General features: G+C 69.4%; 21 protein-coding genes and 1 riboswitch. Of the genes, 16 read left to right on the plus strand and 5 right to left on the minus strand.

Translation table 11 applies throughout. From position 1 onward, the window contains the following. Positions 1 to 198: 198 nt before the first annotated feature. From ctaC to ACWIHY_RS20410, 4 genes are all read left to right on the plus strand, one after another. Positions 199 to 1,167 carry an aa3-type cytochrome oxidase subunit II gene (gene ctaC / locus ACWIHY_RS20395; protein ID WP_454377057.1) on the plus strand — a complete coding sequence of 323 codons (969 nt, stop codon included), beginning with the start codon at positions 199 to 201 and terminating at the stop codon, positions 1,165 to 1,167. Further along, entirely contained in the window at positions 1,164 to 2,903 is a 1,740-nt protein-coding gene (gene ctaD, locus ACWIHY_RS20400) for an aa3-type cytochrome oxidase subunit I (RefSeq protein ID WP_454377058.1), read from the plus strand. Before ctaC ends, ctaD begins: the two co-directional genes overlap by 4 nt. Then, on the plus strand, positions 2,900 to 3,298 hold the full coding sequence (locus tag ACWIHY_RS20405; protein WP_454377059.1) for a cytochrome c oxidase subunit 4: 399 nt from the start codon (positions 2,900 to 2,902) through the stop codon (positions 3,296 to 3,298). The genes ctaD and ACWIHY_RS20405 overlap by 4 nt, the downstream gene beginning before the upstream one ends. A gap of 112 nt (positions 3,299 to 3,410) precedes the next feature. After that, complete coding sequence (locus ACWIHY_RS20410) at positions 3,411 to 4,670, plus strand: Ig-like domain-containing protein (protein ID WP_454377060.1); 1,260 nt, start codon at positions 3,411 to 3,413, stop codon at positions 4,668 to 4,670. A gap of 18 nt (positions 4,671 to 4,688) precedes the next feature. Here the strand turns inward: ACWIHY_RS20410 and ACWIHY_RS20415 are convergent, their stop codons facing one another. Continuing rightward, the gene (locus ACWIHY_RS20415) at positions 4,689 to 5,084 is read right to left on the minus strand and encodes a hypothetical protein (protein ID WP_454377061.1); all 396 of its coding nucleotides are present in this window, start codon (positions 5,082 to 5,084) and stop codon (positions 4,689 to 4,691) included. Between the two features lie 217 nt (positions 5,085 to 5,301). On the opposite strand from ACWIHY_RS20415, the gene ctaE reads away from it, so the two are divergent. From ctaE to ACWIHY_RS20445, 6 genes are all read left to right on the plus strand, one after another. After that, positions 5,302 to 5,922: an aa3-type cytochrome oxidase subunit III gene (ctaE, locus tag ACWIHY_RS20420; protein ID WP_138900048.1), complete on the plus strand. Its 621-nt coding sequence runs from the start codon at positions 5,302 to 5,304 to the stop codon at positions 5,920 to 5,922. A gap of 67 nt (positions 5,923 to 5,989) precedes the next feature. After that, the gene (gene qcrC / locus ACWIHY_RS20425; RefSeq protein WP_138900049.1) at positions 5,990 to 6,799 is read left to right on the plus strand and encodes a cytochrome bc1 complex diheme cytochrome c subunit; all 810 of its coding nucleotides are present in this window, start codon (positions 5,990 to 5,992) and stop codon (positions 6,797 to 6,799) included. Further along, the gene (qcrA, locus tag ACWIHY_RS20430; protein WP_454377062.1) at positions 6,796 to 7,848 is read left to right on the plus strand and encodes a cytochrome bc1 complex Rieske iron-sulfur subunit; all 1,053 of its coding nucleotides are present in this window, start codon (positions 6,796 to 6,798) and stop codon (positions 7,846 to 7,848) included. The genes qcrC and qcrA overlap by 4 nt, the downstream gene beginning before the upstream one ends. Continuing rightward, positions 7,845 to 9,470 (plus strand): cytochrome bc1 complex cytochrome b subunit, encoded by a 1,626-nt coding sequence (gene qcrB, locus ACWIHY_RS20435; protein ID WP_454377063.1) that lies wholly within the window; start codon positions 7,845 to 7,847, stop codon positions 9,468 to 9,470. The genes qcrA and qcrB overlap by 4 nt, the downstream gene beginning before the upstream one ends. Before the next feature lie 123 nt (positions 9,471 to 9,593). After that, positions 9,594 to 10,658, plus strand: coding sequence for an anthranilate phosphoribosyltransferase (gene trpD, locus ACWIHY_RS20440; protein ID WP_454377064.1), 1,065 nt, complete (start codon positions 9,594 to 9,596; stop codon positions 10,656 to 10,658). A gap of 111 nt (positions 10,659 to 10,769) precedes the next feature. Further along, a riboswitch (SAM riboswitch) is annotated at positions 10,770 to 10,886 on the plus strand. Between the two features lie 177 nt (positions 10,887 to 11,063). Further along, positions 11,064 to 12,425 (plus strand): aminotransferase class V-fold PLP-dependent enzyme, encoded by a 1,362-nt coding sequence (locus ACWIHY_RS20445; protein WP_454377065.1) that lies wholly within the window; start codon positions 11,064 to 11,066, stop codon positions 12,423 to 12,425. Between the two features lie 84 nt (positions 12,426 to 12,509). Here the strand turns inward: ACWIHY_RS20445 and ACWIHY_RS20450 are convergent, their stop codons facing one another. Beyond that, positions 12,510 to 12,791, minus strand: a complete 282-nt coding sequence (locus ACWIHY_RS20450; RefSeq protein WP_065488891.1) for an Lrp/AsnC family transcriptional regulator — start codon at positions 12,789 to 12,791, stop codon at positions 12,510 to 12,512. Further along, complete coding sequence (locus ACWIHY_RS20455) at positions 12,788 to 13,498, minus strand: rhomboid family intramembrane serine protease (RefSeq protein ID WP_454377066.1); 711 nt, start codon at positions 13,496 to 13,498, stop codon at positions 12,788 to 12,790. Before ACWIHY_RS20455 ends, ACWIHY_RS20450 begins: the two co-directional genes overlap by 4 nt. Before the next feature lie 140 nt (positions 13,499 to 13,638). Here ACWIHY_RS20455 and ACWIHY_RS20460 point away from each other — a divergent pair, with 140 nt between their 5' ends. From ACWIHY_RS20460 to ACWIHY_RS20480, 5 genes are all read left to right on the plus strand, one after another. Continuing rightward, a complete protein-coding gene (locus tag ACWIHY_RS20460) occupies positions 13,639 to 13,881 on the plus strand; it encodes a hypothetical protein (protein WP_454377067.1) in 243 nt (80 codons plus the stop codon). A 34-nt stretch (positions 13,882 to 13,915) separates the two neighbouring features. Then, the gene (locus ACWIHY_RS20465; RefSeq protein WP_454377068.1) at positions 13,916 to 15,274 is read left to right on the plus strand and encodes an NYN domain-containing protein; all 1,359 of its coding nucleotides are present in this window, start codon (positions 13,916 to 13,918) and stop codon (positions 15,272 to 15,274) included. A gap of 307 nt (positions 15,275 to 15,581) precedes the next feature. Next, positions 15,582 to 16,610: a C40 family peptidase gene (locus tag ACWIHY_RS20470; RefSeq protein ID WP_454377069.1), complete on the plus strand. Its 1,029-nt coding sequence runs from the start codon at positions 15,582 to 15,584 to the stop codon at positions 16,608 to 16,610. A gap of 253 nt (positions 16,611 to 16,863) precedes the next feature. Beyond that, positions 16,864 to 17,946, plus strand: a complete 1,083-nt coding sequence (locus ACWIHY_RS20475) for an NlpC/P60 family protein (protein ID WP_454377070.1) — start codon at positions 16,864 to 16,866, stop codon at positions 17,944 to 17,946. An 89-nt stretch (positions 17,947 to 18,035) separates the two neighbouring features. Beyond that, a complete protein-coding gene (locus ACWIHY_RS20480; RefSeq protein WP_454377071.1) occupies positions 18,036 to 19,211 on the plus strand; it encodes a hypothetical protein in 1,176 nt (391 codons plus the stop codon). A gap of 49 nt (positions 19,212 to 19,260) precedes the next feature. Here ACWIHY_RS20480 and ACWIHY_RS20485 read toward each other — a convergent pair whose 3' ends face one another. Then, complete coding sequence (locus tag ACWIHY_RS20485) at positions 19,261 to 20,511, minus strand: glycosyltransferase 87 family protein (protein ID WP_454377072.1); 1,251 nt, start codon at positions 20,509 to 20,511, stop codon at positions 19,261 to 19,263. A gap of 98 nt (positions 20,512 to 20,609) precedes the next feature. Here ACWIHY_RS20485 and ACWIHY_RS20490 point away from each other — a divergent pair, with 98 nt between their 5' ends. Further along, positions 20,610 to 21,764 (plus strand): glycosyltransferase family 4 protein, encoded by a 1,155-nt coding sequence (locus ACWIHY_RS20490; RefSeq protein ID WP_454377073.1) that lies wholly within the window; start codon positions 20,610 to 20,612, stop codon positions 21,762 to 21,764. A gap of 76 nt (positions 21,765 to 21,840) precedes the next feature. Here the strand turns inward: ACWIHY_RS20490 and ACWIHY_RS20495 are convergent, their stop codons facing one another. Beyond that, entirely contained in the window at positions 21,841 to 23,637 is a 1,797-nt protein-coding gene (locus tag ACWIHY_RS20495; protein WP_454377074.1) for an AMP-dependent synthetase/ligase, read from the minus strand. Positions 23,638 to 23,719 lie beyond the last annotated feature (82 nt).

The raw sequence follows: 23,719 nt of genomic DNA on the forward strand, positions 1-23,719 counted from the left end.
GCCCGGGATTCCGCCGAGAAGCCACCCCTTCGGGGAGGGGTACGGCGCGTTGGGCACCCTCCCCGCGCGACCCCAAATAGCGTCCAGTAGGGTTTGGTCCGCATAAACATCCAAACCCCTGCCCGCGTCAGGGCCGGCGACCGACCAGCGAGACGGCCGCAACCAACCGCGCGGGCGAGACTCTCGGGAAGGCGCTACGTGAGTCCCAACGGCTCCGACCGCTCGTCGCGGCGCCCGATGCGGCGGAAGCTGCTCCAGGTGCTGACCGCGGGCGTGGTCCTGGCGACCGCCTCTGGTTGCTCGTACACATGGGAAGACTTCCCCCGCCTCGGGATGCCTACCCCGGTCACCGAAGAGGCTCCCAGGATTCTCTCCCTCTGGCAGGGCTCGTGGGCGGCAGCGCTCATCACGGGCGTCCTGGTCTGGGGCCTGATCCTGTGGAGCGTCATCTTCCACCGGCGTAGCCGCACCAAGGTCGAAGTACCTCCGCAGACCCGGTACAACATGCCCATCGAGGCGCTGTACACCGTGGTTCCGCTCATCATCGTCTCGGTCCTCTTCTACTTCACCGCGCGCGACGAGTCGAAGCTCCTCGCGCTCGATGACAAGCCGGCCCACACCGTCAACGTGGTCGGCTTCCAGTGGAGCTGGGGCTTCAACTACGTGGAGAACGTGGACGGCGACGCCGCCACGGGCGTGAAGCCCCCCAAGGAGCTCGACGCCATCCCGGACAGCTACACCAAGCAGTTCCCCGCCGGCGCCGAAGGCGTCTACGCGGTCGGCACGCCGGGTGAGCGGAACCCGCAGAACGGCAACCCGGGTCCGACCCTGTGGCTGCCGAAGGGCGAGAAGGTCCGCTTCATCCTGACTTCGCGCGACGTCATCCACTCCTTCTGGGTGGTGCCGTTCCTGATGAAGCAGGACGTCATCCCGGGCCACACCAACGCCTTCGAGGTGACCCCCACGCGTGAGGGCACCTTCAAGGGCAAGTGCGCCGAACTCTGCGGTGTCGACCACTCCCGGATGCTCTTCAACGTGAAGGTCGTCTCCCCGGAGCGGTACCAGCAGCACCTCAAGGAGCTGGCGGAGAAGGGCCAGACCGGCTACATCCCGTCCGGTATCGAGCAGACCGACCCGGCCAGGAATGCGGAGACGAACAAACTGTGAGCATCCTCAATCAACCCAAGGGTGCCGCGGCGGCAGACGACTCGTACTACGAGAACGAACTGCCGGTACGGCGCAAGCAGCCGGGAAATGTCGTCATCAAGTGGTTGACCACCACTGACCACAAGACCATCGGCTCGCTCTACCTGATCACGTCGTTCGTGTTCTTCTGTGTCGGCGGCCTGATGGCGCTCTTCATGCGCGCCGAACTGGCCCGGCCCGGCACTCAGATCATGTCGAACGAGCAGTTCAACCAGGCGTTCACGATGCACGGCACGATCATGCTGCTGATGTTCGCGACGCCGCTGTTCGCCGGATTCGCGAACTGGATCATGCCGCTGCAGATCGGCGCGCCCGACGTGGCGTTCCCGCGGCTGAACATGTTCGCGTACTGGCTGTACCTCTTCGGTTCGCTGATCGCCGTGGCCGGCTTCCTCACCCCCCAGGGTGCGGCCGACTTCGGCTGGTTCGCCTACGCCCCGCTGTCGGACGCGGTCCGTTCGCCCGGCGTCGGCGCCGATATGTGGATCATGGGTCTGGCCTTCTCCGGCTTCGGCACGATCCTCGGTTCGGTCAACTTCATCACCACGATCATCTGCATGCGCGCACCCGGCATGACGATGTTCCGGATGCCGATCTTCACCTGGAACGTGCTGCTGACCGGTGTCCTGGTCCTGCTCGCCTTCCCGGTGCTGGCTGCCGCGCTCTTCGCGCTGGAGGCGGACCGTAAATTCGGTGCGCACATCTTCGACGCGGCCAACGGCGGATCACTGCTGTGGCAGCACCTCTTCTGGTTCTTCGGCCATCCAGAGGTGTACATCATCGCCCTGCCGTTCTTCGGAATCGTTTCCGAGATCATCCCGGTCTTCAGCCGCAAGCCGATGTTCGGTTACATCGGCCTGATCGGCGCGACGATCGCGATCGCGGGCCTGTCGGTCACGGTGTGGGCGCACCACATGTACGTCACGGGCGGCGTGCTACTGCCGTTCTTCTCGTTCATGACCTTCCTTATCGCGGTACCGACCGGGGTGAAGTTCTTCAACTGGATCGGCACCATGTGGAAGGGCTCGTTGTCCTTCGAGACACCGATGCTCTGGACGGTCGGCTTCCTGATCACCTTCGCCTTCGGTGGTCTGACCGGTGTCATCCTGGCGTCGCCCCCGATGGACTTCCACGTCTCCGACTCGTACTTCGTCGTCGCGCACTTCCACTACGTCGTCTTCGGCACCGTGGTCTTCGCGATGTTCGCCGGATTCCACTTCTGGTGGCCGAAGTTCACGGGCAAGATGCTGGACGAGCGCCTGGGCAAGATCACCTTCTGGACGCTGTTCGTGGGCTTCCACGGCACGTTCCTGGTGCAGCACTGGCTCGGTGCCGAGGGCATGCCGCGCCGGTACGCGGACTACCTCGCCGCCGACGGCTTCACCCTGCTGAACACGATCTCGACGATCGCCTCGTTCCTGCTGGGCATGTCGATCCTTCCGTTCTTCTACAACGTCTGGAAGACCGCGAAGTACGGCAAGAAGATCGAGGTCGACGACCCGTGGGGTTACGGCCGTTCGCTGGAGTGGGCGACTTCCTGCCCGCCCCCGCGGCACAACTTCCTCACGCTGCCGCGGATCCGTTCCGAATCCCCGGCATTCGACCTGCACCACCCTGAGATCGCCGCTCTCGACCAGCTCGAGAACGTCGGACAGAAGGACACCGCGCTGCTCGGCGGCAAGGAGGCCGGCAAGTGAAGATCCAGGGCAAGATGTTCATCTGGTTGAGCATCTTCATCCTCGCCATGGCGATCGTCTATGGCGTGTGGTCGAAGGAGCCCGCCGGAACCACGGCGCTCTTCCTGGCCTTCGGCCTGAGCATCATGATCGGCTACTACCTGGCTTTCACGGCCAAGCGTGTCGACGCCATGGCTCAGGACAACAAGGAGGCCGATGTAGCGGACGAGGCCGGTGACGTCGGCTTCTTCTCGCCGCACAGCTGGCAGCCGCTCTCGCTGGCCGTCGGAGGCGCCTTCGCCTTCCTGGGTGTCGCTCTGGGCTGGTGGCTGCTGTTCTTCTCGGCACCGCTGATCCTGATCGGCCTCTTCGGCTGGGTCTTCGAGTATTACCGGGGCGAGAACCAGAACCAGTAGAAGCACTCGCGACACGCCCGAGGGGCCCGCCCACCTGCACGTCAGGTGGGCGGGCCCCTCGTTTGGCTTCTCTCGGCGCGCCGTGCACGCGAAATGTTCTTAATGTGTGATCATGACCCACTCTCCTCGACCCCGGACGGTCCTGAGCTGCCTCCTGCTGATCGCGTCCCTCGCGGCAGCCGGGACGGCGTGCGGCGGATCCGGCGACGGCCATCCGCTCTCGGCGGCGCCGTACGACGCGGCGGACCAGGTCTCCCTCAACGCGGACACGGGTACGGCGAAGGCGGATCCCGAGAAGCCGCTGGAGATCACCGCCAGGAACAAGGACGGCCGGATCACGGACGTGACGGCCTCCGACGCCTCGGGGCGCTACCTGGCGGGCGAGCTCTCCGCCGACGGCTCACGGTGGCACAGCACCGCCCCGCTGGCCGCCGGAGCGCGCTACACGGTCAAGGTCGCCACCGAGGACGAGGACGGCGCGCCCGGCGCGCGCACCCTCTCCTTCGAGACCTCGGTCCCCCCAAGAAAGCGCCTGAAGGTCGCCTTCGGCCCCAAGACGGGCAAGTACGGCGTCGGCCAGCCCGTCACCGCCGAACTGAGCGCCCCCGTCAAGGGCGAGACGGCCAGGGCGGTCGTCGAACGGGCCCTGAAGGTGCGCTCGGAGCCCGCGGTGCAGGGGGCCTGGCACTGGGTGGACGACAAGAAACTGCACTTCCGTCCGAAGGAGTACTGGCCCGCCAACGCCACGATCACGGTGCGCAGCACCCTCGAGGGCATCAAGGTGGCCGACCGGCTCTACGGCGGCCCCACGAAGCCGCTGCGGCTCACCACCGGGGACCGGATCGAGGCCATCACGGACGCCGGCTCGCACCAGATGACGGTGAAGCGCAACGGCAAGGTGATCAACACCATTCCGGTGACCACGGGCAAGCCCGGTTTCTCCACCCGCAACGGCGTCAAGGTCGTACTGGGCAAGGAGTACTTCGTACGGATGCGCGGTACGACCGTCGGCATCGCCGAGGGGACGGCCGACTCGTACGACCTGCCCGTCTACTACGCGACCCGGGTCACCTGGAGCGGCGAGTACGTCCACGCCGCGCCCTGGTCGGTCGGCTCGCAGGGATCCGCCAACGTCAGCCACGGCTGCACCGGTATGAGCACGGACAACGCCGCGTGGTTCTTCAAGACGGTCCGCGAGGGCGACATCGTCAAGGTCGTCAACAGCGCGGGCAACATGATGGATCCGTTCGGCAACGGCTTCGGCGACTGGAACCTGCCCTGGGACAAGTGGCGCAAGGGCAGCGCGCTGCTGGCCGGCCTGCACGAAGGCGGAAGCCCCGTCGACGCGGCCAGGCTGCGGCCGGAGGTCTGACGGGGCCCCGCGCGGGTGTCACGCCTCTACGGCGAGCCTGCGGCGCAGCAGGGCGGCCAGGGCGTCCGCGAACTCCACCGGGTCCACCGGGAGGGTCACGGCGCTCTCGGCGCGGCTCCAGGTGGCCAGCCAGGAGTCCTGCGGGCGCCCGATCAGCAGCAGCACGGGCGGGCAGTCGAAGACCTCGTCCTTGATCTGCCGGCACACGCCCATGCCGCCCGCGGGAGTGGCCTCGCCGTCCAGCACGCAGACGTCGACACCGCCCTCCTCCAGCGCCTTGAGAACGGCCGGCAGTGTGGCGCACTCCAGGAACTCGACCGGCGGCACGTCCGCGGCGGGCCTGCGACCCGCTGCCAGCCGCACCTGTTCGCGGGTGTTCGCGTTGTCGCTGTAGACCAGGACCGTGGCGGTCATTGTTCCTCCATGCATCTGAAAGCCCTCGAAGGCTCGGTGTTGGATCAGGAACCGATGCGCGGATGCTACTCCGTCCGACGGCCGGTCAGCAGGGGTTCGTTCATGCCTTCGACGGTACCTCCGATGGGCCGTTCGGCTCAGGTCACAGGGCCTTCTCAGAGCATGGACACACCGAATGGCACCCCCGGGAGTGAGGGCGGGATAAGCGACCGACATAATGTCGGTCGTGGCGACAGCAACGACAGTAGATACCGGGCACGCGCACCCGTCGGTCAATCGACCGAACCTCACCAGCGTCGGAACCATCATCTGGCTGAGTTCCGAGCTGATGTTCTTCGCGGCCCTATTCGCGATGTACTTCACCCTGCGATCGGTGACGGGTCCCGACTTCTGGAAGCAGCAGGCCGAACACCTGAACTTCCCGTTCTCGGCGACGAACACCACGATCCTGGTGCTCTCCTCCCTCACCTGCCAGCTCGGCGTCTTCGCCGCCGAGCGCGGGGACGTGAAGAAGCTCAGGGCGTGGTTCATCATCACGTTCGTGATGGGTGCGATCTTCATCGGAGGCCAGGTCCTCGAGTACACCGAGCTGGTGAAGGACGCGGGCCTCTCGCTCTCGTCCGACCCGTACGGCTCGGTGTTCTACCTGACGACCGGCTTCCACGGACTGCATGTGACGGGCGGACTCATCGCCTTCCTGCTGGTCCTCGGCCGTACATACGCGGCCAAGAGATTCACCCACGAGCAGGCAACCGCCGCCATCGTCGTGTCCTACTACTGGCACTTCGTCGATGTCGTCTGGATCGGCCTCTTCGCCACGATCTACATGATCAAGTAGGTCGGGTCCGAAACCCGGCCCACATCCAGCACCATCGACGCAGAAGATCCTGACACCGGGGTAATCCGTGAAAAAGCTCTCCGCACGACGACGCCATCCGCTGGCGGCGGTCGTCGTACTACTCCTCGCGCTGGCGGCCACCGGGGGGCTGTACGCCGCGTTCGCGCCCGCGGGCAAGGCCCAGGCCGATGAAACCGCCCAGTCCCTCGCCATCGAGGAGGGCAAGCGGCTCTACGCCACTGGCTGCTCCAGCTGCCACGGCACCGGCGGTCAGGGCGGCAGTGACGGCCCGTCCCTCGTGGGCGTCGGCTCGGCCGCAGTGGACTTCCAGGTCGGCACCGGCCGTATGCCGGCGCAGCAGCCCGGCGCCCAGGTGCCCAAGAAGCCGAGGATCTACTCGCAGGCCGAGATCGACCAGCTCGCCGCGTACGTCGCTTCCCTCGGAGCCGGCCCGATCACGCCGACCGAGAAGCAGTACAGCCCTGAGGGTGCGGACATCGCCAAGGGTGGCGACCTGTTCCGTACCAACTGCGCCCAGTGCCACAACTTCACGGGCGAGGGCGGTGCCCTGACGAACGGCAAGTACGCTCCGAGCCTCGAAGGCGTGAGCCCGAAGCACCTCTACCAGGCCATGCAGACCGGCCCGCAGAACATGCCGTCCTTCCCCGACACAACGCTGCCGGAGCAGCAGAAGAAGGACATCATCGCGTACGTCAAGACGGTGAACGGCGAGGAGACGGAGACCCCCGGCGGCTTCGCGCTGGGTGGCCTCGGCCCCGTCAGCGAGGGTCTGTTCGGCTGGATCTTCGGTCTCGGTTCGTTGATCGCCGTCGCCGTCTGGGTCGCGGCCCACACCGCTAAGGCCAAGAAGTCATGAGTAGCCAAGAGATTCCAGAGAAGAACCTGCCCAGTGAGCAGGACACCGCGCACGGCGCGGTAGCCGTGGCGGAAGACCCGTTCGCGGACCCGGGGCTGCCGCCCCACAAGCCGCGTATCCAGGACATCGACGAGCGGGCAGCCAAGCGCTCCGAGCGCACGGTCGCCCTCCTGTTCACGCTGTCGATGCTTTCCACGATCGGCTTCATCGCCTCCTTCGTGGCGTTCTCGGTCGAGAAGATCGTGTACGTCTGGCCGCTCGGCCACGTGAGCGCGCTGAACCTCTCGCTGGGTGTGACCCTGGGCCTCGCGCTCTTCTGCATCGGCGCGGGCGCGGTCCACTGGGCCCGCACCCTGATGTCCGACGTGGAGGTCGCCGACGACCGGCACGCCATCTCGGCCGAGCCCGAGGTCAAGGCCAAGGTCATGGCCGACTTCAAGGACGGCGCCGAGGAGTCCGCGATCGGCCGTCGCAAGCTGATCCGCACCACGATGTTCGGCGCGCTGGCCATGGTGCCGCTCTCCGGTGTGGTGCTGCTGCGCGACCTGGGCCCGCTCCCCGAGGACAAGCTCCGCCACACGCTGTGGAGCAAGGGCAAGCAGCTCATCAACATGAACACGAACGAGCCGCTGCGTCCCGAGGACGTCGCGGTGGGTTCGCTGACCTTCGCCAAGCCGGAAGGCCTGGAGGAGGACAACCACGAGTTCAACAACGAGATCGCCAAGGCGGCCCTGATGATCGTCCGGCTCCAGCCGGAGGACATCAAGGACAAGCGCGAGCTCGACTGGTCCCACCAGGGCATCGTGGCGTTCTCGAAGATCTGCACCCACGTCGGCTGCCCGATCAGCCTGTACGAGCAGCAGACGCATCACGTGCTCTGCCCGTGCCACCAGTCCACCTTCGACCTCTCCGACGGTGCCCGCGTCATCTTCGGCCCGGCCGGTCACGCCCTCCCGCAGCTGCGGATCGGTGTGAATGACGAAGGATTCCTCGAGGCGCTCAGCGACTTCGAAGAGCCCGTCGGTCCTAGTTTCTGGGAGCGCGGATGAGCACCGTGACCGACGACAAGCGCAAGGCACCCGCCGGTGAGCGGGTAGCCGACTGGGCGGACGGCCGGCTGGGCATCTACAGCCTCGCCAAGGCCAACATGCGCAAGATCTTCCCGGACCACTGGTCCTTCATGCTGGGTGAGATCGCGCTCTACAGCTTCATCATCATCATCCTCACGGGTGTGTACCTGACGCTGTTCTTCCACCCGAGCATGAACGAGGTCGTGTACCACGGCTCGTACGTGCCGATGCAGGGCATCCGGATGACGGAGGCCTACGCGTCGACCCTGGAGATCAGCTTCGACGTCCGTGGCGGTCTGCTCATCCGGCAGATCCACCACTGGGCCGCGCTGATCTTCCTCGCGGCGATGTTCGTGCACATGATGCGCGTGTTCTTCACGGGCGCGTTCCGCAAGCCGCGTGAGATCAACTGGCTGTTCGGCTTCCTGCTGTTCGTCCTGGGCATGTTCACCGGTTTCACCGGCTACTCGCTCCCCGACGACCTGCTCTCCGGCACCGGTGTCCGCTTCACGCAGGGCGCGATCCTGGCGACGCCCGTCGTCGGCACGTACATCTCGTTCTTCCTGTTCGGCGGCGAGTTCCCCGGCCACGACATGGTGGCCCGGTTCTACTCGATCCACATCCTGCTGCTGCCGGGCATCATGCTCGGCCTCGTGGTGGCGCACCTGATCCTGGTCTTCTACCACAAGCACACGCAGTTCGCGGGCCCCGGCCGTACGAACAAGAACGTCGTCGGCATGCCGCTGCTGCCGGTCTACATGGCCAAGGCCGGAGGCTTCTTCTTCCTGGTCTTCGGTGTCATCGCGGTCATCGCCGGCCTCTTCACGATCAACCCGGTCTGGGCGCTCGGCCCGTACCGTCCGGACCAGGTGTCCACCGGCGCCCAGCCCGACTGGTACATGGGCTTCGCCGAAGGCCTGATCCGTGTCATGCCGGGCTGGGAGATCAACCTCTGGGGCCACACGCTCGCCCTGGGTGTGTTCATCCCGCTGACTCTCTTCGGTGTGGTCCTCGCGGCGATCGCGGTGTACCCGTTCATCGAGTCGTGGGTCACCGGCGACAAGCGCGAGCACCACATCCTGGACCGGCCGCGCAACGCGCCGACCCGGACCGCGCTGGGCGTCGCCTGGATCACCGGCTACGTGATCATGCTGCTCGGTGGTGGTAACGACATCTTCGCCACGCACTTCCACCTGTCGATCAACTCGATCACGTGGTTCGTCCGGATCTCCTACTTCGTGGGCCCGGTCCTGGCGTTCATCGTCACCAGGCGCATCTGCCTGGGCCTCCAGCGGCGCGACAAGGACAAGGTGCTGCACGGACGCGAGTCGGGCATCATCAAGCGCCTGCCGCACGGTGAGTTCGTCGAGGTGCACGAGCCGCTCAGCCAGCAGCAGCTGCACACGCTCACGGCGCACGAGCAGTACGCGCCGGCCGAGATCGGCCCGTCGGTCGACGAGAACGGCGTCGAGCGCAAGGTGACGCGCGGCCAGAAGCTCCGCGCCAAGCTGAGCAAGGGCTACTACGGCGAGGGGAACCAGATCCCCAAGCCGACCGCCGACGAGTACAAGGAGATCACCAGCGGCCACGGCCACCACTGATCTCCGACCTACAAGGTCGCCACAGCAGGAGCCCCGTCCATTCGTCGGACGGGGCTCTTCGCTGTCCGCCCGGCTGGATAGGGTAGGAGCCATCCTTATTGGCTGTGGACCCTGGAGCGGACCATGAACGTTGTGACCCCGGTTGGCGGCGACAGCGTGGCGGCCGGCTCCTGGCCGGGTGTCCTGAACGCCCTGCTGCGCGGCAAGGACCTCTCCGCCGACGACACGGCCTGGGCGATGGACCGCATCATGACCGGCGAGGCGACCGACGCCCAGATCGCCGGCTTCGCTGTCGCGCTGCGGGCCAAGGGCGAGACGGTCGACGAGGTCACCGGTCTGGTGCGGGCCATGTACGCGCACGCCAACACCATCGAGGTGCCGGGCCGTACGGTCGACATCGTCGGTACGGGCGGCGATCTGGCCAAGACGGTCAACATCTCGACGATGTCGGCGATCGTCGTGGCGGGCACCGGCGCCAAGGTCGTCAAGCACGGCAACCGGGCCGCCTCGTCGGCGAGCGGGGCCTCCGACGTCCTGGAGAAGCTCGGCGTCAACCTGGAGCTGACGCCGCGGCGCGTCGCCGAGGTGGCGGAGGAAGCGGGCATCACGTTCTGCTTCGCGGTGAAGTTCCATCCCGCCCTGCGGTACGCCGCCAAGGCGCGCAAGGAGCTGGGCGCGCAGACGACGTTCAACATCCTCGGCCCGCTCACGAACCCGGCCCGGGTGAAGGCGCAGGCCGTCGGTGTCGCGGACGCGCGGATGGCCCCCATCGTGGCGGGTGTCCTCGCCGAACGGGGGAATTCCGCGCTGGTCTTCCGTGGCGACGACGGCCTCGACGAGCTGACGACGACCGCGACCTCGCGGGTGTGGATCGTACGGAACGGGACGGTCACGGAGCAGGCCTTCGACCCGCGCGACGTGGGCCTGGAGATCGTGCCCGTCGAAGCGCTGCGCGGGGCGGACGCCTCGTACAACGCGGATGTCGCGCGGCGGCTGCTGGCCGGCGAGACCGGTCCCGTCCGGGAGGCGGTGCTGCTGAACACCGCGGCGGCGCTGGTGGCGCTGGACCCGTCCGACGCCCCGCTGGACGAGCAACTCGCGGCAGGGATCGCCAAGGCCGCCGAGTCGATCGACTCGGGCGCGGCCAGGGCCGCGCTGGAGCGCTGGGTGGCTGCCAGCAACAGCTGAGTGCCGGTCGAGGGCCGGTGAGATGGCGCAAGGAGTGGTCCAAGCCACTTCGGGTCTCAAAAAGTGGACTACGCCTTGCGTCTTCTTGATCGTGTGGCAGGATGCTTGGCAGGTCATGAGTGACAGCGTTTTGGCCCCGGCTTGCTGTCCGGCAACCCTCCGTCCGTGGCGGGGTGCCCCGGGTGAAGACCGGGTCGTGGACAGAAAGGTCCACGGCAAGCGCGGACCCCTCGACATCGGTGAATGTCACAGCTTGGGGTCCTGGTCCTCAAGGAGCCCCTTGTGAGCAAGCGAATGCGATAGGGCCTTACGCCCCTTCTTCGCACACCCCTTTTCTCTTCTTCTCCAGCGCTGCCGCGTATCCGCCGGCGCGGGGAATTCGCCTGCCTGTTCCGGGAGTTCGCCATGTCTGTTTCCACTGCTGCCGCCGACCAGACGGTTTGTACGCCGCTTCCCGTTCTCGGACGAGATGTCCTCGTGCCGCTCGTGACCGGTGGAGAGGTCACGTACGCCGCCCTCGACTACGCCGCCAGCGCCCCGGCCCTCCAGCGAGTGTGGGACGACGTGGCGGCGTACGCGCCGTACTACGGCAGCGTGCACCGCGGCGCCGGGTACCTCTCGCAACTGTCGACGGACCTCTTCGAGAACAGCCGTGCCACCGTCGCCGAGTTCCTCGGCTGCCGAGAGGGCGACCAGGTCGTCTTCACCCGCTCCACGACCGACTCGCTCAACCTGCTGGCCGCCGCGCTCCCCGCCGACTGCAAGGTCTTCGTCTTCGAGACCGAGCACCACGCCTCGCTGCTGCCGTGGCGTGACGCGCGGGTCAACTTCCTGAACGCGCCCCGCACTCCGGCCCAGGCCGTCGAGACCCTGGAGCGCGCGCTGGCCGAGCGCGATCCCTACGGCCCCGCCCTGGTGTGCGTCACCGGCGCGTCGAACGTCACCGGGGAGCTGTGGCCGGTGAAGGAGCTCGCCGCCGCCGCGCACGCCCACGGCGCGCGGATCGTGCTCGACGCGGCGCAGCTCGCCCCGCACCACCCGCTGGACATCGCCGAGCTCGACGTCGACTGGGTCGCCTTCTCCGGGCACAAGCTCTACGCGCCGTTCGGCTCCGGCGTGCTCGCGGGCCGCGCCGACTGGCTGCAGAGCGCCGAGCCGTACCTCGCGGGCGGCGGCGCCTCGCGCAAGGTCGCCCGCCGCGCCGACGGCGGCGTGGACGTCGAGTGGCACACCACGGCCGCCCGCCACGAGGCCGGTTCGCCCAACGTCATCGGCGTGTACGCGATCGCCTCCGCCTGCAAGGCGCTCACCGAGGCCGGCTTCGACTCCCTGGTCGAGCGCGAGCAGCGGCTCGTGACGAAGGTGCTGGAGGGCCTGGCCGAGGTCGACGCGGTGAGGGTGCTCTCGCTCTTCGGGGACGACGCCGCGCGTGTCGGCGTCATCTCCTTCGTCGTCGAGGGCTGGAACAGCTCGCACTTCGCGGCCGCGCTCTCCGCCGAGTACGGAATCGGCGTACGGGACGGACTGTTCTGCGCCCACCCGCTGGTCCGCACTCTGCTCGGCAGCGAACCGCAGGAGCCGGGCGAGTGCGGCGCGCCGGAGGCCGAGCCGGGTGAGCGCTCGCTGAACGCGATCCGCGTGAGCTTCGGCGCCGGTACGCCCGACGAGCACGTCGAGCGTTTCGTGGGCGCCGTCAAGGAGCTCGTCAAGGACGGTGCGAAGTGGAACTACCGCACCGAGGAAGGCCGTTGCGTCCCGGCGGTCTGAACGGCCCGCGCTCGCGTCGCCACCGCCCGCGGCCGCCTGCCCCCGGCGCCGCCCCGTGGGATCCCACGTGCGCGCCGGGACGGGCTACGCGTCGAGGCCGATCGCGAAGGCCGCTTCCAGGTCGTGCTGCGAGTACGTACGGAACGCGACATGCGTGTCGGTGCCCTCGACTCCGGGGATCTTGCTGATCCGGCCGGGGATGACATCCGCCAGGTCGTCGTGCCTGGCCACGCGGACCATGGCGATCAGGTCGTATGTACCGGTGACCGAGAAGACCTCGCTGACGCTGTCCAGCGCGGCGATCGACTCGGCGATCTCGGGGATCCGGTCCACGCTGGTCTTGATGAGCACGATCGCGGTGATCACGGTTGGCTTTCTCCCTCGGTGGCCGGCGCTGAGGTCCTCACTCTAGCCGTACGCCGACTACGCCCCCATGCGTAGAGGAAGCCCGCGCAGAACCCCGCCACGTGCGCGAGATACGCCACCCCGGGACCCGAACCCGCACGCTGCGCCGCCAGCCATTGCAGGGCGAACCAGAAGATCAGCACGATCCAGGCGGGGAAGCGCAGCGGCAGGAAGAGAAGGAAGGGGAACAGGCTCGTGACCCGCGCCCGGGGGAAGAGGAAGAGGAAGGCGCCGAGCACCGCCGAGATCGCTCCCGAGGCCCCCACCAGCGTCTGTTCGGACTCGGCATGGGCGACGGCGTACGTGACGAGTGCGAGGTAGCCGCAGCCGACGTAGAACAGGGCGAACTGCAGGCGGCCCATGCGTTGCTCGGCCATCGCCCCGAAGACGAACAGGAAGAGCATGTTGCCCAGCAGATGGAGCCAGCTGCCGTGCACGAACAGGGCGGTGAGCGGGGTGACGAGCCTGGACGGGTCGCCGCTCAGCAGCTCGCTCGGGATCACGCCCCAGCGTTCGAAGTAGGCGCTCTGTACGGCGAGGAGGATGTCGCCCGTGCCGTACACCGGATGGAGTCCCGAGAGGGGGCCGATGGCGAAGATCAGGCAGCAGAGGCCGATCGCGCCGTACGTCACCACGGGGCCCCGGGCCGCTTCGCGCCAATTGATCACGGCCAGATCATCCCGTAACAGGACCGGCCGGGACGGAGTGCCTCGCCGGACCCCGTCCCGGAGCGTGGACAGTCCGCCGCAGGGGGTACCCGTGAGGCCGTAGGGTTACGGGCAGTAGGCACGACGAAAGAGGACGCACGATGACGACAGTTCCCCTGCCGACTGCCCAGACCCGGTGGCGCTGCGCCCTGTGCGGCAACCTCACACGTTTCGATGTCACCCGCTCGTCGAAGGTGATCGAGTACGTCCATCTCGACCTGGCCGGAGAGCCGAAGGTCGAGGAACGCGAGGTGGTCAGTGAGACCATCGAGTCGGTGCGCTGCCGCTGGTGCAACGCGGTGGACCAGATCGAACTGGTGGACAGGCCGGGCGCCGGCTCCTGAGAGGACCGGCCCGAAAGTAGTGGGGTGACGGATTGTGGAGCATGCAAGCGGCGCTGAACCGGCCGGGCCGGCCGGGGACGCCGCCGAGGTGCTCGACCGCCCGCTGCCCGAAGGCGTACGGCACAAGGTCGTCGCACTGGTCTCGGACGCCTTCGGCGGGCTCACCGTCGCGGAACTCCCCTCCCAGCTGAGGCAGTACGCCCGTTTTACGCCCTCCCGGCGCGCCAAGTTCGCGGGCAACGCGATGGCCGCCGCGCTGGAGGGTGACTCGCTGTTCCGTCAGCGCATCAGCGAGCGGCTGCGCGAGGCGCAGCCCGAGCTGGCCCGCGCCCTGGAGTCGGGCGCGCCACCGGCCGCCGCCGATCCCGTCGACGTGGCGGCCGCTGCGTACGTCCTGCGTCCCGTCGGCTGGGTCAAGCTGGTGGCCGCCGCAGGCGAGGAGGCCCTGCGGGCGGACATCGAGCGGGCCGACGAGGCCGCCCAGCGCGAGCTGGAGCGGCTGCGCGAGGAGCTCGCGCACGCGCGCGAGCAGACGAAGAGCGAGACCGAACGGCTGCGCACGGAGCTGGAGGCCGCCCGCAAGGAGGCCGACGTGCTCAGCCGCAAGCTGCGCAGCGCCCTCAGTGACGTGAAGCGCGGCGAGGCCGCCCTGCGCCGTACGAACGCCGAGACCGAGATGCTCAAGTCCGACGCCGCCGCCCGGGTCACCGCCGCCGAGAGCGAGGCCCGGCGGCTGCGGGCCCGGCTCGGTGAGGCGGAGGCGTCCGTCGAGGCGAGCCGCAGGGCGGTGCGCGAGGGCCGCAGCATCGAGGACATGCGAGTGCGGCTGCTGCTCGACACGGTGCTGGACGCCGCCCAGGGGCTGCGTCGCGAACTGGCCCTGCCGCCCGCCTCCGTGCATCCCGCCGACACGGTGGACGCCGTCGAGCCCGGACGTATGACCCCCAAGGACATCGCGGCCAGGGCGCTTTCCGAGACCGACCCGGCGCTGCTCGACCAGCTGCTCGAACTGCCGCAGTGTCATCTGGTCGTGGACGGCTACAACGTCACCAAGACGGGCTATCCGCAGATGCCGCTCGACAAGCAGCGGCTGAGGCTCCTCGGCGGCCTCTCGATGCTCGCGGCGCAGACGGGCGCCGAAGTGACGTGCGTCTTCGACGGGGCGGAACTGGTGGCGCCGGTGCTGCTCGCACCGCCGCGCGGAGTGCGGGTGCTGTTCAGCAAGCCGGGCGTGACGGCCGACGAGCTCATCAGGCAGCTCGTACGGGCGGAACCGCCGGGGCGTCCCGTCGTGGTGGCCTCGACCGACCGTGAAGTGGCCGACGGTGTCGCCAAGTCGGGCGCGAGGCCCGTTGCGTCCGCCTTGTTGCTGAAGAGGCTTTCGCGCGTCTAGTGACGTCTCGGCGTAATGCCCGAATTCGGGAAACGCACCGTCAATTGGCCATTACTGCCAGTGTGATGTAAGTAAAGATTGTGACCACTGGGTGAGTTTTTACACCTGAGGATTTGAACTGATCACAAGAAGGTCACTAAGGTCTGCCCTCGAACCTTCGAACGGTAGATCGCCCATCCGGGGTGTCAGCGAAGGTACCGCCGAGTCCATGCAATTCGGTCCATTTCCGCGGGGGAGCCGAAGCGTGGAGCCGGGGATCACGTCCCCGATCCCGGTAGGCGGCTCGAGGAAGAAGGAGCTCGCCTTCGTGGCGTCCCACCGTCGTCCCAAGCAGCCGAGCCGCACTCGTGTGACCGTGCTCACCGCGACCGCAGCCGCAGCCGTCGCGCTCACGTCCCAGACCGCTCAGGCCGACCCCAAGCCGACCAAGAGCGAGGTCAAGGCCAAGGTCGACAAGCTCTACCACGAGGCCGAAGCCGCGACGGAGAAGTACAACCAGTCCAAGGAGCGGCAGGACAAGCTCAAGGAAGAGGTCGACAACCTCCAGGACAAGGTCGCCCGCGGCCAGGAGGACCTCAACGAGATGCGCGGCGCGCTCGGTTCGGTGGCCAGTGCCCAGTACCGCACCGGCAGCATCGACCCCTCCGTGCAGCTCTTCCTCTCCGCCGACCCGGACACCTTCCTCGACAAGGCCGGCGCGATGGACCAGCTGAGCGCCAAGCAGGCCGAGTCGCTCGAGAAGATCCAGGCGAAGCAGCGCTCGCTGGCGCAGCAGCGCGCCGAGGCGACGGACAAGCTCGACGACCTCGAAGACGTACGCCAGGAACTCGGCGAGAAGAAGAAGAAGTTCCAGGGCAAGCTCGCCGAGGCGCAGCGGCTCCTGAACACGCTCACCGCCGCCGAGCGTGAAGAGCTGCGGGAGAAGGAGCAGCGCGCCAGCCGCGCGGCCAGCGAGCGCGTGAACCTCGGCAAGGAGGTTCCGGCCTCCGACCGCGGCGCCGCCGCGCTGAGCGCCGCGGCCACCCAGATCGGCAAGCCGTACATCTCCGGTGCGACCGGGCCCAACGCGTACGACTGCTCCGGGCTGACCCAGTGGGCGTTCGCCCAGGCTGGTGTCTCCATCTCCCGGACCACGTTCACCCAGCACAACGACGGCCAGAAGCTGTACAGCAAGAGCCAGCTCAAGCCGGGCGACATGGTGTTCTTCAACAACCTGGCGCACGTCGGCTTCTACGCCGGCAACAACCAGATCCTGCACGCCCCGAAGCCCGGTGCCAACGTGCGGTACGAGTCGATGGACTACATGGGCACCTTCCAGTTCGGCGTGCGCGTCTGACAAACGCCAGTCGCGACGGCCGTTGCCGACACCGCCCATTCGGGCGAATTCCGGCAACTCCCGCTGACTGTCCGCCCCGCCGGTGACCTGGTTCTCCGGCGGGGCGTCGCTGTCTGTGCCCGTTCTCCGCCCGGCGAGGTCTTTGGCCGCCGCGTGATCGCACCGCTACTGTCTGCTCGCGCAGCCCCCGGTCCATTGGTCCGCCCGTCCGGGCGGCAGGGGGCTGCACGCAGTGGAAGGAGTGCGGCTTCCTGTGGCGACCCACCGGCGTCCCTCACAGTCCGGCCTCACGCAGAGCGCCCGGGTCACGGTTCTGTCCGCCGCCGCGGCGACGGCGGCGGCAGCGCTCGTCGCGTCCCCGGCGAGCGCCGACCCCCACGACACGTCGCCGGCCGGCTCCTCGGCGACCGCCTCGGCCACTTCCCCGGCCACCGTCACGGCCACCCGGACGCGGGTCGACCGGCTCTTCGAGCAGGCGGAGCAGGCGACCGAGAGGTTCAACAAGGCCGACGAGCTCGCGGACCGGCTGCGCGAAGAGGTCGGCCAGGCCCAGGACATGGCGGCGCGCGGCCAGGAGCGCATCAACCGCATGCGGGGCGCGCTCGGCGCGGTCGCGGGCGCCCAGTACCGGGCGGGCGGCCTGGACCCGGCCCTCGCCCTGCTGCTGTCGGAGGACCCCGACAGTTACCTCTCCAAGGCCGCGGCACTCGACCGTATCGGCGCCCGCCAGACGAGCGCCCTCACCGAACTCAGGGCCGCCCAGCGCAAGCTGGGGCAGCAGCGCGCGGAAGCCTCCACCAAGCTCGGCGAACTGGAGCGCAGCCGGGCCGCCGTCGCCCGCCACAAGCGCGTCGTCGAGCGCAAGCTCGCGGAGGCGCGGCGGCTGCTCAACTCGCTGCCGACGGAGGAGCGCGAGGAGTTCGACGGCCGGTCCTCGCGTTCCGGCGACCGCGGTGAGACGCCGCCTCTGCCGGGTGGGGCGCCCGCCTCCTCGCGCGCGTCGGCCGCCGTGCTGGCGGCACAGCGAGCCGTGGGCAAACCGTACATCTGGGGCGCCAACGGCCCTTCGGGCTTCGACTGTTCGGGCCTCACGCAGTGGTCGTACGCCCAGGCCGGCGTCTCCCTGCCGCGTACCTCGCAGGCACAGCGGTACGCCGGACGGCAGGTCTCCCTCGACCAGGCGCAGCCGGGGGACCTCGTGGCGTACCGCGACGACGCGAGCCACATCGGGATGTACATGGGCAACGGTCAAGTGGTGCACGCGCCCTACCCCGGGGCCCCGGTGCGCTACGACCCGGTCGGCATGATGCCGGTCTCGTCGGTGACCCGGGTCTGAGCTGAGCGGACCGCCCTGCCCGTACGATCGGCTGGGTGGCAGGCCGGAGGCGTGGGACGCGGTGGAGGCGGTGGGCGGGACCCGCCCTCGTGCCTCTCCTTCTCGTGTCCGCGTGTACGACGCCCGGGGAACCCGCGGACACCGCGACCCGGGACATCCAGCGGACGCTCGACCGCCGGGCGGCGGCCGTCGTCTCCCGCGACGAGGCGGCGTACCTGGCGGCGCTCGACCCGGCCGCGACAGAGCTGCGGGCGGCGGAGCGCGAGGAGTTCGCGAACCTCGCCGAGGTGCCGCTGCGCTCCTGGGACTACCGGCTGACGGGCCTCGACCGTACGGGCACGGGGCGCGCCACCGTGCGGGTCGAGCTGCGCTACCGGTTCGCGGGGTACGACGAGGCGCCCGTGAAGGTGGCCGAGCGGCTGGACCTGACGCGACGCGACGGGCGCTGGTACGTCGTGGCCGAGCGCCCGGAGCGCCGGGGCGGCGGCCGGCTCTGGGAGCAGGGCAGGGTCACTGTCGTACGGGGCGAACGCAGCCTGGTCCTGGGCGCCGGGCAGGACACGAAACGGCTGCGGGAGATAGCGGACATCGCCGACCGCGCGGTCCCGGCGGTGGACCGGGCCTGGCCGGCGCGGTGGACCCGCCGGCTGGTGATCCTCGTGCCGCCCTCGCTCGAGGGCATGGGGGCTCTGCTGGGGGGCCCGGCGGCGGGGTACCGGGGAACGGCGGCCGTCACGAGCGCGGAAGCGGGCGGTTCGGGAGCGAGGCCCGCGGACCGGGTGATCGTCAATCCCGAGGCGTACGGGCTGCTCGGCGACTTCGGGCAGCGGATCGTCATCACCCACGAGTCCACGCATGTCGCCACCCGCGCCCACACCTCCGCCGCCACCCCGATGTGGCTCTCGGAGGGCTTCGCCGACTGGGCGGCGTACCGGGGGACGGGGCGCACTGCGGGGGAGATCGCCCCTGGGCTCGGGTTGGCCGTACGCTCCGGCGATCTTCCGGCGGCCCTCCCTGCCGACAAGGACTTCGGCTTCGGCGGCGACGCGGGGGCGCTCGGCCGGGCGTACGAGGGCGGCTGGCTGGCGTGCGCGCTGATCGCGGAGGAGTGGGGCGAGGAGAAGCTGACCGCGTTCTACCGTGCGGTGGGCGGGCAGGCGCGGCGGGAGGGGGCGGTGGAGCGGGCGATGGGGGATGTGCTGGGAACGACCCCGGAGGACTTCACGGCGCGGTGGCGGGAGTACGTACGGCAGCGGCTGGGCTGAGTCCCAGTCGGCCTTCCCCCGGCGCCGCGGGACATGAGGGGCGCGCACACTACGACGCCATTTGCTTCCGCTTCCCCGCCGCTCCCGCCCGCTGCGCCGGCAGCGGCCTCGCGTCGCCGGTACGCCGCCCGGGCACCGTGTCCCGCCACAGCCGGCGGCACGCGCTCAGCGTCGCCGCCACCAGCAGCCCGTTGCGCAGCACCAGCAACAGCACGCCGAGTCCGTCGCTCGTCACGACGTGCGAGAACCACACCGGGAACTCCAGGCACGTGACCCCGGCCGCGGCGAGCACCAGCAGCGCCGGCCGCCCCATCCGGCTGCCCCGGAAGACCAGGCACGCCGCGGCCAGGCCGACCAGCCACACCAGGTACTGCGGGCTGATCACCCGGCTCGTCGTGGTGAACAGCAGGACCGCGGCGAAGGCCGCGTCGCACGGCGTCGACGCCCGGAACCCGCCCGCCCGCACCCGCCACACCAGCAGCCAGCCGAACGCGAGCCCGGTCAGCACCATCGCGGCCGCGCTGACCAGCGGCACGTACGGGCCGACGAACTCGACCGAGCCGTAATTGAGCAGCACCTCGCCCCGCCAGCCGAAGTGCCGCGCCACATGGAAAACGAGGGCGCCGAGCGACTCGACCTCGGTGCCCCGGTCGCGCTGGAAGGTGAGGAAGGCGAGAGCCCCCGGCATCGTGGCGCTGAACGCCCCCACGAGCCCGGCCCCGGCCGCAGCCGCCGCCGCCCACGCGGCGCGGGTCGCACGCCCCCGTGCCGTGCCGACGAGCAGCAGCACCGGCCACACCTTCAGGAGCGCTCCGAAGGCCGCCAGCGCCCCCAGGACGCGGGGGTGGCGCGCCCCCGCCAGCAGGGCCGCGACGGCGACCGCGGTGACCATCACGTCGTACCGGGCGTACGCCGTCGGGCCCAGCAGCGGTACCCCCGCCACCCACACCCACGCGCCCGCCAGCCGCTTGCCCGGGCGGTGTCCGGCGTACAGCAGCAGGCCGGTGACCAGCGCGTCCGCGAAGCAGGCCAGCACGAAGAAGGCCGTCGCGTAGCCGAGGAACGGCAGCAGGGCGGGGGAGAGGACCGCCAGGGCGGCCGCCGGCGGGTACTGCCAGGTGATGTCGTCCAGCGGGAAGGTGCCGGTCCGCAGGATCTCGTACCAGCCCTGATAGATCACCGAGACGTCGCTCGTGACGTCCGGCCCGGGCACGGTGAGCACCTTGAAGACGCACAGGAGCAGGACGGTCCGGGTGAGCACCCACACCCCGATGGGCTTTGTACTGCCTGCGCCCGTCATGACCACCCTCGTCCGTTTCCTGCATCGCTGAGGGAGACATGATGCAGGGCCGGGCTGTGCGAGCCAAGGAGCTGGGCCGTTCGGTACTGTCGGCGGCGATGCACAAGACCTTGATCGTGACCAATGACTTTCCGCCCCGCCCCGGCGGCATCCAGGCGTTCCTGCACAACATGGCGTTGCGTTTGGACCCCGAGCAGCTCGTCGTCTACGCCTCCACGTGGAAGCGCGGCAGCGAGGGTGCGGAGGCGACCGGGGCCTTCGACGCCGAGCAGCCGTTCACCGTCGTACGCGACCGGACGACGATGCTGCTCCCGACGCCGCGCGTCACCCGGCGGGCGGCCGGACTGCTGCGCGAACACGGCTGTACGTCCGTGTGGTTCGGGGCGGCCGCGCCGCTCGGGCTGATGGCTCCCGCACTGCGCAGGGCGGGCGCGCGGCGGATCGTCGCCACCACACACGGCCACGAGGCGGGCTGGGCCCAGCTGCCCGCCTCCCGGCAGCTGCTGCGCAGGATAGGCGAGGACACGGACACGATCACCTATCTCGGTGAGTACACGCGCTCGCGCATCGCGGCCGCGCTCACGCCGCAGGCCGCCGCGCGCATGGTCCAGCTCCCGCCCGGCGTCGACGAGAAGACCTTCCACCCGGGCTCCGGCGGCGACGCCGTCCGCGAGCGGCTCGGGCTCACGGACCGGCCCGTGGTGGTGTGTGTGTCCCGCCTGGTGCCCCGCAAGGGCCAGGACACGCTGATCCTGGCGATGCCCCGCATCCTGCGCGAGGTGCCGGACGCGGTACTGCTGATCGTCGGCGGCGGGCCGTACGCCGGGGAACTGAGGAAGCTGGCCGCCGAGACGGGCGTCACCGAATCGGTGCGCTTCACGGGGGCCGTGCCCTGGGCGGACCTGCCGGCGCACTTCGGCGCGGGTGACGTCTTCGCGATGCCGTGCCGTACGCGCCGGGGCGGCCTCGACGTCGAAGGGCTCGGCATCGTCTACCTGGAGGCGTCGGCGACCGGCCTGCCGGTCGTGGCGGGCGACTCGGGCGGGGCGCCCGACGCCGTACTCGACGGAGAGACCGGGTGGGTGGTGCGCGGCGGTCCGGCGGCGGTCGCCGCCGACGAGTCGGCCGACCGGATCGTCGCGCTGCTCAAGGACCCCGAGCTGCGGCGCCGGATGGGCGAGCGGGGCCGGGAGTGGGTCGAGGAGAAGTGGCGCTGGGACCTGCTCGCGGAGAAGCTCAAGACGCTGCTCTGACGCCCGCGCGAGCCCGCAGGACAGCGCAGCGGCCCTCCGGATCCTTCCGGGGGGCCGCTGCCGCGTACGGGGCCGGTCAGCCCCGGTAGATCGCCTCGATCTCGTCCGCGAAGTCCTTCGCGACCACATTGCGCTTGAGCTTCAGCGAGGGCGTGATGTGACCGGCCTCCTCGGTGAACTGGGTCGGCAGCACACGGAACTTGCGCACCGACTCCGCCTTCGACACCGCCGAGTTGCCGTCGTTCACGGCCTGCTGGACGACCGCCAGCAGCTCCGCGTCGTCGCGCAGCGACTCAGCCGTCGAACCGGCCGGCTTGCCGTTCTCGGCGGCCCAGCGGCCGAGGAACTCCTCGTCGAGGGTGACCAGCGCGCCGACGAACGGCCGCCCGTCGCCCACCACCATGCACTCCGCGACCAGCGCGTGCGCCCGGATACGGTCCTCGATCACCGCGGGGGCGACGTTCTTGCCGCCGGCCGTGACGATGATCTCCTTCTTGCGGCCGGTGATGGCGAGATAACCGTCCTCGTCGAGCGTGCCGATGTCACCGGTGTGGAACCAGCCGTCGGTCAGCGTCTCGGCGGTGGCCGCCTCGTTGTTCCAGTACCCCGAGAACAGGTGCTCGCCGTGCAGCAGCACCTCGCCGTCGTCGGCGATGCGCACGACCGACCCGGGCAGCGGCTGGCCGACCGTACCGATCTTCTGCCGGTCCCACGGGTTGAAGGCGGTGGCCGCGCACGACTCCGTCAGGCCGTAGCCCTCCAGGACCGTGAAGCCGATGCCCCGGAAGAAGTGGCCGAGGCGCTCGCCCAGCGGGGCGCCGCCGGAGATCGCGTACTCGCCGCGGCCGCCGAGCACCGCGCGCAGCTTGCTGTAGACCAGCTTGTCGAAGAGCTTGTGCTTGAGCTTGAGGCCGAGAGACGCACCCTGCGGGGTGCCGATCGCGCGGCTGTAGGCGATCGCGGTGTCCGCGGCCCTGTCGAAGATCTTGCCCTTGCCGTCCGCCTGCGCCTTGGCGCGCGCCGAGTTGTAGACCTTCTCGAAGACGCGCGGCACACCCAGGATCAGCGTCGGCCGGAACGAGGCCAGCTCGTCGGTCAGGTTCTTGATGTCCGGTACGCAGCCGAGCTTGATCGGCGCCATGACCGACGCGATCTCGACCAGCCGGCCGAAGACGTGCGCGGCCGGCAGGAACAGCAGCACCGAACACTCGCCCGTACGGAACAGCGGCTTCAGGCGCTCGACGGCGTTCCCGCACTCGGCGAAGAAGCTGCGGTGGCTGAGCACGCAGCCCTTGGGGCGGCCGGTGGTGCCGGAGGTGTAGACGATCGTCGCCGGGTCGTCGGCCTTGGCGCTCGTGCTGCGCTCGTCGACCGTCTCGTCCGTGACCTCGGCGCCCGAGACGCGCAGCTGCTCCACGCCGTCCCGGTCGATCTGCCAGACGTGCTGGAGGGCGGGCAGCCGGTCGCGCACGGACTCGACGGCGGCGGCGTGCCCGTCGCTCTCGACGATCACGGCGACCGCGCCGGAATCGCCCAGGATCCACTGCACCTGCTCGGCGGAGCTGGTCTCGTACACCGGCACGGTCACCGCGCCGGCCGTCCAGATCGCGAAGTCCATCTGCACCCACTCGTAGCGGGTGCGGGACATCAGGGCGACCCGGTCGCCGGGCGCCACCCCGGCGGCGATCAGGCCCTTGGCGGCGGCGCGGACCTCGGCGAGGAACTCGGTGGCGGTGACATCCGTCCAGACGCCTGCCACCTTGCGGCTCATGACAGCCACATCGGGATGCTGAGTGGCGTTGCGGCGGATGAGATCTGTCAGGTTGCCGTCCGAGGGGACCTCGTACAGGGCCGGAAGGCTGAACTCGCGCAAGACTGCTGCTCCTCATCGGGCGCCGGCGCCACGTCAATGTGCGCGTCGGTTCCGGTCCAAGACCGGGCAGGTGCTCAGTGGG

It is taken from the genome of Streptomyces sp. NPDC055287, from assembly GCF_053646035.1.

What these genes read in the sequence shown, in the direction of transcription:
- ACWIHY_RS20410 (WP_454377060.1), top strand. Translation starts at nt 3,411, where the DNA reads ATGACCCACTCTCCTCGACCCCGGACGGTCCTGAGCTGCCTCCTGCTG.
- ACWIHY_RS20415 (WP_454377061.1), bottom strand. Translation starts at nt 5,084, where the DNA reads ATGACCGCCACGGTCCTGGTCTACAGCGACAACGCGAACACCCGCGAA.
- ctaE (WP_138900048.1), top strand. Translation starts at nt 5,302, where the DNA reads ATGTCGGTCGTGGCGACAGCAACGACAGTAGATACCGGGCACGCGCAC.
- qcrA (WP_454377062.1), top strand. Translation starts at nt 6,796, where the DNA reads ATGAGTAGCCAAGAGATTCCAGAGAAGAACCTGCCCAGTGAGCAGGAC.
- qcrB (WP_454377063.1), top strand. Translation starts at nt 7,845, where the DNA reads ATGAGCACCGTGACCGACGACAAGCGCAAGGCACCCGCCGGTGAGCGG.
- trpD (WP_454377064.1), top strand. Translation starts at nt 9,594, where the DNA reads ATGAACGTTGTGACCCCGGTTGGCGGCGACAGCGTGGCGGCCGGCTCC.
- ACWIHY_RS20445 (WP_454377065.1), top strand. Translation starts at nt 11,064, where the DNA reads ATGTCTGTTTCCACTGCTGCCGCCGACCAGACGGTTTGTACGCCGCTT.
- ACWIHY_RS20460 (WP_454377067.1), top strand. Translation starts at nt 13,639, where the DNA reads ATGACGACAGTTCCCCTGCCGACTGCCCAGACCCGGTGGCGCTGCGCC.
- ACWIHY_RS20485 (WP_454377072.1), bottom strand. Translation starts at nt 20,511, where the DNA reads ATGACGGGCGCAGGCAGTACAAAGCCCATCGGGGTGTGGGTGCTCACC.
- ACWIHY_RS20490 (WP_454377073.1), top strand. Translation starts at nt 20,610, where the DNA reads ATGCACAAGACCTTGATCGTGACCAATGACTTTCCGCCCCGCCCCGGC.